The sequence below is a fragment of the Pseudescherichia sp. genome, from assembly GCF_031979925.1.
Taxonomy (GTDB): Bacteria; Pseudomonadota; Gammaproteobacteria; order Enterobacterales; family Enterobacteriaceae; genus Pseudescherichia.
Map to the genome: position 1 here is coordinate 1 of NZ_DALZFB010000014.1, position 12,585 is coordinate 12,585.

Sequence of the window (12,585 nt, forward strand, 5' to 3'; positions counted from 1 at the left end):
CGTATAATACGTTTTCCTCATCCAGAGTCAAGCGTTTATTTTTCGCTTTTCTCTGTCAGAACCTCCGGAGAAGTTCCTGCTGACCCGGCGGTCTGTATGCCGTTGTTCCGTGTCAGTGGAGGCGCATTATAGGGAGTTATTCGGGACTGACAAGAGCTAATTTCAAAAATTCTTTCAAGCGTCTCTTTTTTGTGCAAACCCGTTGTCCGTTGCTAATTTTTCAAGCGATTTGAAGCCGTATCGCTGCAAAACGGGCAGTAACTGTACAGTCTCCGGCGTCACTTCCATACAGTATGCGATATTTTCATCGGAGGATTTAGCATCGGGTGCGTCGTGCTCAAGGAGCCATACCGTCCGACGGGCAATCGCCGCTCCGGAATCCACCAGCCGCGTTCCCTCCGGCAGCACCTGCAACAGCTCCTCTTGTAGAAGCGGAAAGTGGGTACAACCCAGGACAACGGTATCTGGTGGCTCTGCCATCCTTAACCATGGGCGAAGAATACGACGTAGCCTGTCGAGAGAGACCGGTTCGCCATGAAGCTTCGCCTCGGCTATCTCCACCAGCTCAGACGATCCCAGCAGCTCAAAGTGGCACTCATTAGCAAAGCGCTGAATAAGCTCGTGCGTATAAGGGCGTTTTACCGTGCCTCGCGTTGCCAGCAGACCAACGATGCGGTTAGCGGTTAAGCGTGCCGCAGGTTTAATGGCGGGCACAACGCCTACCACAGGGAACCCGAACTTCTCGCGCAGGGCAGGAAGCGAGACGGTACTGGCAGTATTACAGGCAATCACTGCCAGAGAGAGCGGATAGCGCGCCTGAACGGCGGTGACAATCTCCACTACCCGCTCAACGATAAACGCTTCTGACTTCTCTCCGTACGGGAAGGCGACGTTATCGAACGCATAGATGTAATGGAGATCCGGCAGAAGACGCCGAATCTCATCATAGACCGATAGCCCACCGACGCCGGAGTCAAACACCAGCACGGTGCGTCTTGGATCAGAAGGTGTAGCTGCCAGAGACGGTGTATTCTCGTCCTGCAGTGTGGTAGCCATAAACTGTCTCGTAATCTTTATCGAACAGGTTAGCTATTTTACCACGAACGGTGAACTGTGAGGTGATCGGATACGATACTGCTGCATCCCACAGACTGACGCCGCCCATTTTGACGCGCTGGTAGGTGGTGTAGTCCGTATCGTAACGCGTACCGAGATAGTGATAGGTTACGCTCCAGTCCAGATCGTAGACCTGCCAGTCGAGCTGATACTTCACCTGCTGCTTCGCACGGCGTGCCAGCGGCTCGTCAGTGATTGCATTACGCGAGTCGACGTAGTCGTAGCTCACACTGTGTTCCAGCGGGCCGGTATCGAAGGATGCCGTCGCTTCCACGCCTTTGATACGCGCCTTACCCACGTTGTAGTACTTCATGAGGTGATCGTCATAGTCGATCAGGTTGTCTACGTCATTACGGTAGCCGGAGACGCGCCAGTTCACGCCTGCCGTCAGTCCTTCAAAGGCCCCTTCCCACTGCTTGCTCTCTTCCGGATTGAGATCGTCATTGCCGTAGAAGCCATACAGCTGGCCGAGGTTAGGTGCTTTATACGCTGTGCCATAGGAAGCGATAAAACGATAGCCTTCGATGAACTCCCAGCCCGCGCTGCTCTGCCAGGTGCCGTGACGGCCAAACTGTGAGCTGTCATCGCTACGTACCGCGCCTTCCAGCGTAAAGTCACCCAGCTGCTGCAGCCCGGTCAAGTAGACGCCGGTATTGCGCTGGTCATAGCCCTCCTCGACGTAGTTGGTTCCCGGCTCGGTGCTCTGCTTCTGCCAGTCGATGCCCGCGCCAACGTTGCCCTTACCGACATCAACGGTATTCGCCCACTGTACGTTGTACTGTTTGATCTCATCCAGCGTGGCGTTAGAGTCGTAGCGGCCGAGATGCGGATCGTAGTTGAAATCCTTGCTGTGGCCATAGCTGGTAAGCAGCTGAGAGCGGAAGATATCACCATTAAAGCGCAGGCCCGCATCCCAGGTCTGGCTATAGAGCTGGCGGGTATCTACCAGCACGTCCGGCGTATAGCTGCTGTAGTAGCCTTCATAATCGGTACGGTTGTCATAGCCGTAGCCGCGCACGAAGCCGCTCCACTGTTCGGAGAAGCTATGCTCCAGCGCGCCATACAACGTCTTGCTCATAAACCCGTCGCGATCGGGCTGCGCCAGGCCGCCGGTATTCCCTTCGGCACCGATATCAAAGCCTTTGGTATAGGTATAGTCGCCTGCCAGCGTCACGCGGGTGCTGTCGCCCAGGTTCTGCTGCGTGCTGGCCTCATAGTTCTGGTAGCCTTTCGACCCGATGCCTGCCGACAGCGTTGTGCCGTTTTTCTCGCGCGTGGTGATGATATTTACCACCCCGCCGATGGCATCGGAGCCGTACACTGCCGAACGCGGGCCACGGATATACTCAATACGCTGCACCAGCGCCAGCGGGAACTGACTGAGATCGGACGAGCCGCTGACGCCCGCCTGGTTGAGGCGCACGCCGTCGACCAGAATCAGCACATGGCTGGAGTTAGTGCCGCGCACATAAAGAGAAGAGATCTGCCCCATGCCGCCGTTTTGCGAGATATCTACGCCAGGCAGACGACGCATCACATCGGTTAAGGAGGTTGACTGCCAGCGATCGATATCCTGACGGGTGACAATGCTGACCGGAGCCAGCACCGTTTTTACCGGCTGCTGAAAACGGTTTGCGGTGATGACCAACGTGTCCGGATTGCTGTCCTGCGCCCAGCCGGAAAATGCCGTGACGGAGAGCGCCGTCATCAGCGAAGCTTTTTTTATCATTGTAAAAGCATCCACAATATAAGAAGGATGCCGCAGGCCTCATCAATAGCACGCGATGATGTGAGCCAAGTGCGACGTATGCCGGCAGGTCTTCGGGCTTGGACATTTTCCGGAGTGATGACTTCCCACCTTATGGCAGTGTCTGCTTTCGCTATCACTCCAACTCTCCTTACCGCTGCGCGTCAGCCCCAGATTTACACTGGATTCCCTTTTAACTCACAGGACCGGAGCGTGGATGCTACCTGTAGGTAGTTATAGATGTCCAGACTGCTAAGATAAGAAAACTCAAAACGTCGGGGCTGGACAATACGCGCACAATCCCTACAATCCCCGCGTAATCTATTTTCACTCAGGACGCATCATGACCCCCGAACACCTCCCGATAGAACAGTACGACGCTCAGCTGGCCGAAAAAGTGGATCGTCTGCAAAAGATGATGACCCCATTTTCCGCGCCTGCGCCGGAGGTGTTTCGTTCTCCTGTCAGCCATTACCGGATGCGGGCCGAGTTTCGTGTCTGGCACGACGGAGATGATCTGTACCACATCATCTTCGATCAGCAGACTAAAAGCCGGATCCGCGTGGATAGTTTCCCAGCCGCCAGCACCCTGATCAACCAGTTAATGGCAGCAATAATGGACAGCGTGCGGAGCAATAGTGTCCTGCGCCACAAGCTGTTCCAGATCGATTACCTGAGCACCCTTAGCAACCAGGCCATCGTAACGCTGCTGTACCATAAAAAGCTGGATGACGCCTGGCAGGCCGAGGCGCAAGCGCTGCGCGATGCGCTGCGGGAGCAGGGTCTGAACGTGCACATCATTGGCCGGGCGACCAAAACTAAAGTCATGCTGGATCAGGACTACGTTGATGAGCGCCTGCCGGTAGCAGGCCGGGAGATGATCTACCGTCAGGTAGAGAACAGCTTCACCCAGCCTAATGCGGCGATGAACATTCAGATGCTGGAGTGGGCGCTGGACGTTACCACCGATTCAACCGGTGACCTGCTGGAGCTTTACTGCGGCAACGGCAACTTCTCCCTGGCATTGGCACGTAACTTTGATCGCGTACTGGCGACCGAAATCGCTAAGCCGTCGGTGGCGGCGGCGCAGTACAACATTGCCGCCAACCAGATCGATAACGTGCAGATTATCCGTATGGCGGCGGAGGAGTTTACCCAGGCGATGAACGGGGTACGTGAGTTTAACCGTCTGCAGGGTGTCGATCTGAAGGGCTACCGCTGCGAGACGATTTTTGTCGATCCGCCGCGCAGCGGGCTGGATAGCGAAACGGAGAAGATGGTGCAGGCCTATCCGCGTATTCTGTATATCTCCTGCAACCCGGAGACGCTGTGCCAGAACCTGGAGACCTTCAGCCAGACGCATCAGGTGGAACGCCTGGCGCTGTTCGATCAGTTCCCCTATACGCACCATATGGAGTGCGGGGTGCTGCTGACCAGAAAATAAACCTGCCACCCGTCGAAAACGCCGGATGGCGCTACGCTTATCCGGCCTACCCTCTCATTTACTCTGTCAGCTCGTGCTTGCGGTTACGCATACGGTAGCCAATCCAGAACACCAGTACCACCGACAGCACGGCAGGGACAAAGTTAGAACCAATGGCCGGGTACTCGGCCCGCACTACCGCACTGTAGAGCAGCACGCCTAAGATAAAGCAGGCAGCAGCCAGTGCCGGCAGCCCCAGCGGCATGGTGCGATTTTGGTAGCGTTGATGCAGGCAGTAGACCGCCAGCACCAGCGAGATAACCGGGAACAGCGAGAACGGCACGATGGAGCTGAAAACCGCCGTAAACGTACCGTTAATGGATAAGCCAGCGATCAGCGCCAGCAGTAGCGTACCTTTATCTTGACCTGACTGTTTCATTACTCATCCTTCACTCATCGGGTTGATGCGACATTCTTTCCTGCTCACGGCGATACCAGTAGTAAGCGCCCTTCGAAATCATCCTCAGTTGCAGCACCAGACGCTCTTCCAGCTGCCTGCGCTGCTCAGGACCGACGTCCAACGCTTCTGCGCCGGCGCTGAATACAATAGTGACCATCGCTTCGGCCTGTGCCTCGGTGAACGCCCGCGGCATATGGCTTTCGAGTTCGAGATAGTCGGCAAGTTCCGCAATAAAGTGCTGGATCTCACGGGCGACGGCGGCGCGAAAGGCGCTGGACGTGCCTGAACGTTCGCGCAGCAGCAGGCGAAACGCGTTGGGGTTATTGCCGATAAACTCCATAAAGGTAGAGACGGAGGTGCGGATCACGCTCCCGCCCTTGGCAATACGCTGGCGCGCCTGGCGCATCAGCTGACGCAGCATCAGACCGCTCTCGTCGACCATTGTCAGGCCAAGCTCATCCACATCGCGAAAATGGCGATAAAATGAGGTCGGGGCAATTCCCGCCTCGCGCGCGACTTCGCGCAGGCTCAGGCTGGCAAAACTACGCTCAGCGCTTAACTGACTAAATGCCGCTTCCACCAGCGAACGCCGGGTTCGTTCTTTTTGTTGCGCTCTAACGCCCATCACGATGTTTGAATCCTTCCAAAGGCCTGCTGGCACTATACCAGAGATAAGCTAATCGGTTTCCCTGGCTTTGTGAATGACTGTTTACATGCTGTTGCACCTTTAATGACGTTAATGCGTGCGCAAGCAGAATAAAAAAATAGTCCGGCAAAAAAACAGAGCGATAATTGGGTTATCCCCTTAACGATGTTACTATTATGTTGTTTTTATGTATAAGAACAGGTAAGCCCTACCATGCCACACACTTACGATTACGATGCAATAGTGATAGGTTCCGGTCCCGGTGGCGAAGGCGCTGCCATGGGGCTGGTTAAACAAAATGCCAGGGTCGCCGTCCTTGAGCGATACCATAACGTGGGCGGCGGATGCACCCACTGGGGCACCATCCCCTCAAAGGCGCTTCGCCACGCAGTCAGCCGTATTATCGAATTTAATCAAAATCCTCTCTACAGCGACCACTCCCGCCTTCTGCGTTCTTCCTTTGCCGACATCCTTAACCACGCCGACAGTGTGATCAACCAGCAGACGCGGATGCGTCAGGGATTTTACGAGCGTAACCGCTGTGAAATTTTGCAGGGCGACGCCCACTTTATTGATGCCCATACGCTGGCGCTGGAGTGCCATGACGGTACGGTAGAGACGCTGACGGCAGAGAAGTTTGTTATCGCCTGTGGCTCTCGCCCCTACCATCCGGCAGACGTCGATTTTGCCCATCCGCGCGTCTATGACAGCGACTCCATCCTTAGCATGCAGCATGAGCCACGCCATGTGATCATCTACGGCGCTGGGGTGATCGGCTGCGAATACGCCTCGATCTTCCGGGGAATGGATGTCAAAGTCGATCTGATCAACACCCGCGATCGCTTGCTGGCATTCCTCGATCAGGAGATGTCGGACTCGCTCTCTTACCACTTCTGGAACAACGGGGTGGTGATCCGCCACAACGAAGAGTACGAGCAGATTGAGGGAACGGATGACGGGGTGATCATGCACCTGAAGTCAGGCAAGAAGCTCAAGGCTGACTGCCTGCTCTACGCTAACGGACGCACCGGCAACACCGATAGCCTGCAGCTGGCAAACGTCGGTCTGGAAGCCGATGGGCGCGGGCTGCTGAAGGTCAACAGCATGTACCAGACCGCACAGCCGCATATCTACGCGGTGGGTGATGTTATTGGCTATCCAAGCCTGGCCTCTGCCGCCTACGATCAGGGGCGTATTGCTGCCCAGGCGATGATTAAAGGCGAAGCGACGGCGCACCTGGTGGAAGATATCCCTACCGGGATCTACACCATTCCGGAGATCAGTTCGGTCGGTAAAACAGAGCAGCAGCTGACGGCAATGAAGGTGCCTTATGAAGTGGGCCGGGCGCAGTTTAAGCACCTGGCGCGGGCGCAGATTGTGGGTATGAACGTCGGCACGCTGAAAATTCTGTTCCACCGCGAGACAAAAGAGATTCTGGGGATCCACTGCTTTGGTGAGCGCGCGGCCGAAATTATTCACATCGGCCAGGCGATTATGGAGCAGAAAGGCGGCGGTAACACCATTGAGTACTTCGTTAACACCACCTTTAACTACCCGACCATGGCGGAAGCCTACCGGGTAGCGGCGCTAAATGGCTTAAACCGCCTCTTTTAACGTCCTGTCGAAATGGCCATCCATCGTAGTACGGATGGCCTCCGCCAGCTGCTCATAGCGGCTGCGCAGCGGCGATCCCGGACGATAGACCAGACCGATGGTACGCTTCGGCTCCGGCTTGATGCACGGCAGGTAGATCACCCCGTCGCGCTTGCGTTCAGACGGCACGGCCAGCGCAGGCAGGAGGGTAATGCCGCTACCGGCAGCGACCATATTACGCAGCGTTTCAAGGCTGGTGGCGCGGAAATGCGTATCTTCGTCAGCGCCTGCCTCAAAGCAGAAGCCCATCGCCTGATCGCGCAGGCAGTGACCATCCTCCAGCATCAGCAGCTTCTCGCCTGCCAGATCGGCCATTGGAACGCGATCGCGGTTCGCCCACGGGTGATCCTCATAGATCGCCAGCATCATCGGCTCGTCAAACAGCGGAACTTCGATAAAGGCTTCGCTCTCTTTCACCAGCGCCAGAATGGCACAGTCCAGCTTGCCGCTGTCCAGCTGGGCCAGCAGCTGTTGAGTCTGCGCTTCGTGCAGATACATCTCCAGCTTAGGGAAGGTTTGATGCAGCAGAGGAATGATCTGCGGCAGCAGGTAGGGTCCAACGGTCGGGATCAGGCCAATATGCAGCGGACCGGACATGGTCTCCCCCTGCTGGCTTGCCATCTCCTTGAGCACTTTGACCTCGCGCAATACGGTGCGCGCCTGGTCCACCAGCAGCAGGCCGGCCTGAGTAAACAGCACCTTGCGGCTGGTACGCTCCAGCAGCATCACGCCCAGCTCATCTTCCAGCTTGCGGATCTGCCCGCTGAGCGTGGGCTGGCTAACGTGGCAGGAGTCGGCTGCCCGGCGGAAGTGACGGTGTTCGGCTAACGCTACCAGGTATTCAAGATCACGAATATTCATTATTCATCCTCCGACGCCACGATAGTTCATGGCGATAGATAGAATAGCAATCAATGATTATCCCTATCAAGCACTCTCTGACCCCGCATGCCATTTTTTGTATAAAAAAAAGCCGGGTCCAGGCCCGGCATCTCTTATAGCAGTACGATTAAAGCAGGCGTGCTCTGGCGTCGCTGATGGCCTGGGCAACCTGCGCTGGCGATACGCCACCCTTCGCTGCACGCTTATCCAGACAGGATTGCAGAGAGAGGATCGGATAGACGTCGTCGCCGATAACGCTGCTGAATTTTTGCAGATCGGCCAGGGCCAGATCCTCCAGCGGTTTGCCCTGAGCGATGGCTTCCACCACTGCTTCACCCACAATATGGTGCGCTTCACGGAACGGCACACCCTTCGCCACCAGGTAGTCCGCCAGCTCGGTGGCATTCGCGTAGCCCTGCTGCGCCGCTTCCTGGCAGCGCGGACGTTTCACCTGGATACCGTCCAGCACCAACGCGGCCATGTGCAGGCAGTCCAGCCAGGTGTCGAGGGCATCAAACAGTCCCTCTTTGTCTTCCTGCATATCTTTGTTATAGGCCAGCGGCAGCCCTTTCAGGGTCATCATCATGCCGGTCAGTGCGCCCTGCACGCGGCCGCATTTGCCACGGATCAGCTCCAGCGCATCCGGGTTTTTCTTCTGCGGCATCAGCGAGGAGCCGGAGGTGACGCGATCGGAGAGCTCAACAAAGCCCGCTTCACCGGTGTTAAAGAAGATCAGATCTTCGGCAAAGCGCGACAGATGCACCATGCCGATAGAGGCGTCAGAGAGCAGCTCCAGCACATGGTCACGGTCGGATACGGTATCGAGGCTGTTGCGGGTCGCGCTGGCAAAACCTAACCAGCCCGCCAGCTGTTCGCGATCAATCTCATAGGCCGTTCCCGCCAGCGCGCCGCAGCCCAGCGGGCTAACGTCCAGACGCTTTAGCGCATCCTGCAGGCGGCTTTCATCACGGGCCAGCATCTCAACATAGGCCAGGCACCAGTGGGCAAAAGTCACCGGCTGAGCACGCTGCAGGTGGGTATAACCTGGCATGACTGCATCCTGGTTGGCCTGCGCGGTCTCGACCAGCGCGCCCTGCAGCTGACGGCTCGCCGCCAGCAGCTCGGCCACGGTGTCTTTACACCACAGCTTCAGATCGGTCGCCACCTGGTCGTTACGGCTACGGCCGGTGTGCAGCTTTTTACCCAGCGGGCCAACCTTGTCGATCAGCTTGCCTTCCACCCAGCTATGGATGTCTTCGGCGTCGCTCTCGAGGATCTGCTCCGGGTTAAGACGCACCTCTTCCAGCAGGTTGTTCAGCGCCTCTTCTAGCTGCACTTGCTCATCGGCGGTCAGTACGCCCACCGTCACCAGCGCTTTGGACCAGGCCACAGAGCCGACGATATCCTGCTCGGCCAGGCGGTAGTCGAAGCGCAAAGAGTCGTTGAACTGTTTGAACCGCTGATCCGCTGCCTGTGTAAAACGCCCACCCCAAAGTGCCATAACATGCTTCCTTAATATCTCTGAATTTCATTGCCCGGTGGCGCTGCGCTTACCGGGCCTACAAAACCTGTAAATCGATTATGCCAAAATACGCGTGCCAATCGGCGTACCGTTGAACAGCGCCGGAAGCTGCTCGGCGTGACGCCAGGAGGCAATATCCACCGGGCGACCCAGCGTGCGGGCGGCGTCCAGCGCGGCGTTAACTTTAACGATCATGCCGTCGGTGATAATGCCCTGATCGATCAGCTGCTCGGCTTTTGCCGCCGTCATCTCGGCGATGCGCTGGCCTTTACCGTCCAGAATACCGCTCACGTCGGAGAGCAGGATCAGATCCGCGCCGAGCGTGGCAGCCAGCGCCGTCGCCGCCTGGTCGGCGTTGACGTTCATCAGCAAGCCGTCGTCGGTCACGCCGATGGAGCTGATGACCGGCAGGAAACCGCCCGCCAGCAGGGAGTTGATCAGCACCGGCGAACCCGGCTGCGCCTGGCCCACGTGGCCCAGATCGTCATCGAGTTGGGTGACCGTCACGCTATCACCGTCGCCGAGGAACAGGCCAACCGAGGCAATCTTATGCTTCTTCGCCCAGGCCAGCAGCGTTTTGTTGGCGGTGCCCGCCAGCGCGCCGGTAATAATGTCGATCTGATCGGCAGGGGTGACGCGCAGGCCATTTTTCTTGGTCACCGGCAGGTTAAGCTGCTTCATCAGCTCATCCACCACGCAGCCGCCGCCGTGAACGATCACCAGCGGACGTTGGTGCGATTCGCGATAGTTAACCAGGGCGGTAAACAGACGCGCCAGCGCCTCTTCGCTATCCAGCAGTACACCACCGAGTTTGATAATTAATGGGTTCATCATCACACCTTAAATAAGAGACTGCGTTTCAGGGTAGCCGAAACGAATATTTGCACACTGCATTGCCTGGGCGGCAGCGCCTTTGAGTAAGTTATCTTCTGCGGCGACGATAATCAGATGCTCGTCCTGGACAGCAAAGCCGATATCGCAGAACGGCAGACCGACCACGTTTTTCAGCGCCGGAACGCCTTTGTCATAGAGGCGCACCAGCGGTTTATCGGCATACGCCTGCAGGAACGTGCCCGCAACCTGCTCTTTGGTCACGCCCGGCTTCAGACGGCAGGTAATGGTCTCGAGGATCCCGCGCGGGAAGCTGCCCAGATGCGGGGTAAAGATCACATCCGCGCCCAGGTGGGTCGTGATTTCCGGATGATGGCGATGGTTAAAAATACCATACGGCTGCAGGCTCACTTCGCAGAAGCTGTTTGAGATCGCCGCCTTGCGCCCGGCACCGCTGACGCCGCTGGTGGCGTTGATCACCGGCCACTGGTTAAGATCCAGCAGCCCGGCGTCGATCAGCGGCTTCAGCGACAGCTGCGCCGCCGTCGGGTAGCAGCCCGGTACGGCCACCAGCTGCGCCTCTTTCAGTTTGTCAGCGCTCCACTCCGCCAGGCCATACACCGCCTGCTCAAGCAGCTGCGGGTGCTGGTGAGTGAAGCCGTAGAATTTTTCATAGAACGCAGCATCGTTAACACGGAACGCGCCGGAGAGATCGAACACCACGCAGCCTGCCGCCAAAAACTGCGGGGCCAGGTCGTGACTCACCTCGTGGGCAGTCGCCAGGAACACCACGTCGACACCCGCAACAAACGCGCTGATATCGGACATCGGCTGCAGGGGCAGATCGACAATGCCTTTCAGCTGCGGGTGCAGATCGGAGATTAATTTTCCTGCATCATTGCTTTGCGCTGACACGGTCAAAGCGGTTATGGTCATATGAGGATGGCGATTCACGTAGCTTACAAGCTCTGCGCCCGCATAACCGCTAGCGCCCACAATCAGCGTATTCAACATCGGGTTCCTTTATGCTCAACGTTAATGTATTTTTATTCACATTTACTGCATGAATATTGATACTATCACGACCTAAGGTGTGTCAACAATGAAAATGAATTTACCGCCATTTATCGAGATCTACCGCGCCCTGATAGCTACGCCGTCGATCAGCGCCACGGAAGAAGCGCTGGATCAGAGCAATGCGTCTTTAATCAATCTGCTGGGCGGGTGGTTTGGCGACCTCGGGTTTAACGTAGAGATCCAGCCGGTGCCGGACACGCGCAATAAATTCAACATGCTGGCCAGCATTGGCCAGGGTGCAGGTGGCCTGCTGCTGGCCGGACATACCGATACGGTGCCTTTTGACGATGGCCGCTGGACCCGCGATCCTTTCACCCTGACCGAGCATGAGAATAAGCTCTACGGCCTCGGCACGGCGGACATGAAGGGTTTCTTCGCCTTTATTCTTGATGCGCTGCGTGACGTGGATGTAACGAAGCTGAAAAAGCCGCTCTACATTCTGGCGACTGCCGATGAAGAGACCAGCATGGCGGGGGCGCGCTACTTCTCTGAAAACACCTCGATTCGCCCGGACTGCGCCATTATCGGTGAGCCGACCTCGTTGCAGCCGATCCGCGCCCACAAGGGCCATATTTCCACGGCGGTACGGGTGCTGGGTCAGTCGGGCCACTCCAGCGATCCGGCGCGCGGCGTCAATGCTATCGAGCTGATGCACGATGCCATTGGCCGCCTGATGCAGCTGCGCGACTCCCTGAAAGAGCGCTATCACTTTGAGGCCTTCACGGTACCTTACCCGACGCTGAACCTCGGCAGCCTGCACGGCGGCGATGCCTCAAACCGCATCTGCGCCTGCTGCGAACTGCATATGGACATTCGTCCCCTGCCGGGCATGACGCTGAACGATCTCAACGGCCTGGTGAACGACGCACTGGCACCGGTGAGCGAGCGCTGGCCGGGGCGTCTGAACGTCGCCGAGCTGCATCCGCCGATTCCGGGCTACGAATGCCCGCCGGATCACCAGCTGGTGCAGGTGGTGGAGAAGCTGCTCGGCACAAAAACCGACGTCGTGAACTACTGCACCGAAGCGCCGTTTATCCAGACGCTCTGCCCAACCCTGGTACTCGGTCCCGGCTCCATCAACCAGGCGCATCAGCCGGATGAGTATCTCGAGACGCGCTTTATCAAGCCTACCCGGGAGCTGATTACCCAGGTTGTGCACCACTTCTGCTGGCACTGATTCCACGACCCTCTCCTGCGGGAGGGGGTACGAAAGTCGCAGTTAACATAA

At 57.3% G+C, this 12,585-nt stretch carries 11 protein-coding genes and 1 riboswitch; of the genes, 3 read left to right on the plus strand and 8 right to left on the minus strand.

All coding sequences use genetic code 11. The features are described 5' to 3' along the window. Positions 1 to 174: 174 nt before the first annotated feature. Positions 175 to 1,056, minus strand: a complete 882-nt coding sequence (murI, locus tag RTM13_RS18160; RefSeq protein ID WP_312213901.1) for a glutamate racemase — start codon at positions 1,054 to 1,056, stop codon at positions 175 to 177. Beyond that, positions 1,001 to 2,845, minus strand: coding sequence for a TonB-dependent vitamin B12 receptor BtuB (gene btuB / locus RTM13_RS18165; protein WP_312213903.1), 1,845 nt, complete (start codon positions 2,843 to 2,845; stop codon positions 1,001 to 1,003). The genes murI and btuB overlap by 56 nt, the downstream gene beginning before the upstream one ends. A gap of 65 nt (positions 2,846 to 2,910) precedes the next feature. Continuing rightward, a riboswitch (cobalamin riboswitch) is annotated at positions 2,911 to 3,089 on the minus strand. Positions 3,090 to 3,206: 117 nt separating this feature from the next. Between btuB and trmA the strand changes: the two genes are divergently transcribed. Continuing rightward, positions 3,207 to 4,307 (plus strand): tRNA (uridine(54)-C5)-methyltransferase TrmA, encoded by a 1,101-nt coding sequence (trmA, locus tag RTM13_RS18170; protein WP_312213905.1) that lies wholly within the window; start codon positions 3,207 to 3,209, stop codon positions 4,305 to 4,307. A 58-nt stretch (positions 4,308 to 4,365) separates the two neighbouring features. Here the strand turns inward: trmA and RTM13_RS18175 are convergent, their stop codons facing one another. After that, positions 4,366 to 4,725: a YijD family membrane protein gene (locus RTM13_RS18175; RefSeq protein ID WP_312213907.1), complete on the minus strand. Its 360-nt coding sequence runs from the start codon at positions 4,723 to 4,725 to the stop codon at positions 4,366 to 4,368. 10 nt (positions 4,726 to 4,735) lie between these two features. Next, complete coding sequence (gene fabR, locus RTM13_RS18180; protein WP_268106387.1) at positions 4,736 to 5,374, minus strand: HTH-type transcriptional repressor FabR; 639 nt, start codon at positions 5,372 to 5,374, stop codon at positions 4,736 to 4,738. 231 nt (positions 5,375 to 5,605) lie between these two features. On the opposite strand from fabR, the gene sthA reads away from it, so the two are divergent. Next, positions 5,606 to 7,006 carry a Si-specific NAD(P)(+) transhydrogenase gene (sthA, locus tag RTM13_RS18185; protein ID WP_312213909.1) on the plus strand — a complete coding sequence of 467 codons (1,401 nt, stop codon included), beginning with the start codon at positions 5,606 to 5,608 and terminating at the stop codon, positions 7,004 to 7,006. Here the strand turns inward: sthA and oxyR are convergent. The 4 genes from oxyR to argC form a co-directional block, all read right to left on the minus strand. Further along, entirely contained in the window at positions 6,989 to 7,906 is a 918-nt protein-coding gene (gene oxyR / locus RTM13_RS18190) for a DNA-binding transcriptional regulator OxyR (protein WP_312213911.1), read from the minus strand. The two genes, sthA and oxyR, sit on opposite strands and share 18 nt — an antisense overlap. Before the next feature lie 148 nt (positions 7,907 to 8,054). Continuing rightward, on the minus strand, positions 8,055 to 9,428 hold the full coding sequence (gene argH / locus RTM13_RS18195) for an argininosuccinate lyase (RefSeq protein WP_312213913.1): 1,374 nt from the start codon (positions 9,426 to 9,428) through the stop codon (positions 8,055 to 8,057). Between the two features lie 78 nt (positions 9,429 to 9,506). Then, entirely contained in the window at positions 9,507 to 10,283 is a 777-nt protein-coding gene (argB, locus tag RTM13_RS18200; protein WP_312213914.1) for an acetylglutamate kinase, read from the minus strand. A gap of 6 nt (positions 10,284 to 10,289) precedes the next feature. After that, a complete protein-coding gene (argC, locus tag RTM13_RS18205; protein ID WP_312213915.1) occupies positions 10,290 to 11,294 on the minus strand; it encodes an N-acetyl-gamma-glutamyl-phosphate reductase in 1,005 nt (334 codons plus the stop codon). A gap of 88 nt (positions 11,295 to 11,382) precedes the next feature. Between argC and argE the strand changes: the two genes are divergently transcribed. Then, positions 11,383 to 12,534 (plus strand): acetylornithine deacetylase, encoded by a 1,152-nt coding sequence (argE, locus tag RTM13_RS18210; protein WP_312213917.1) that lies wholly within the window; start codon positions 11,383 to 11,385, stop codon positions 12,532 to 12,534. Positions 12,535 to 12,585 lie beyond the last annotated feature (51 nt).

What these genes read in the sequence shown, in the direction of transcription:
- murI (WP_312213901.1), bottom strand. Translation starts at nt 1,056, where the DNA reads ATGGCTACCACACTGCAGGACGAGAATACACCGTCTCTGGCAGCTACA.
- btuB (WP_312213903.1), bottom strand. Translation starts at nt 2,845, where the DNA reads ATGATAAAAAAAGCTTCGCTGATGACGGCGCTCTCCGTCACGGCATTT.
- trmA (WP_312213905.1), top strand. Translation starts at nt 3,207, where the DNA reads ATGACCCCCGAACACCTCCCGATAGAACAGTACGACGCTCAGCTGGCC.
- RTM13_RS18175 (WP_312213907.1), bottom strand. Translation starts at nt 4,725, where the DNA reads ATGAAACAGTCAGGTCAAGATAAAGGTACGCTACTGCTGGCGCTGATC.
- sthA (WP_312213909.1), top strand. Translation starts at nt 5,606, where the DNA reads ATGCCACACACTTACGATTACGATGCAATAGTGATAGGTTCCGGTCCC.
- oxyR (WP_312213911.1), bottom strand. Translation starts at nt 7,906, where the DNA reads ATGAATATTCGTGATCTTGAATACCTGGTAGCGTTAGCCGAACACCGT.
- argH (WP_312213913.1), bottom strand. Translation starts at nt 9,428, where the DNA reads ATGGCACTTTGGGGTGGGCGTTTTACACAGGCAGCGGATCAGCGGTTC.
- argB (WP_312213914.1), bottom strand. Translation starts at nt 10,283, where the DNA reads ATGATGAACCCATTAATTATCAAACTCGGTGGTGTACTGCTGGATAGC.
- argC (WP_312213915.1), bottom strand. Translation starts at nt 11,294, where the DNA reads ATGTTGAATACGCTGATTGTGGGCGCTAGCGGTTATGCGGGCGCAGAG.
- argE (WP_312213917.1), top strand. Translation starts at nt 11,383, where the DNA reads ATGAAAATGAATTTACCGCCATTTATCGAGATCTACCGCGCCCTGATA.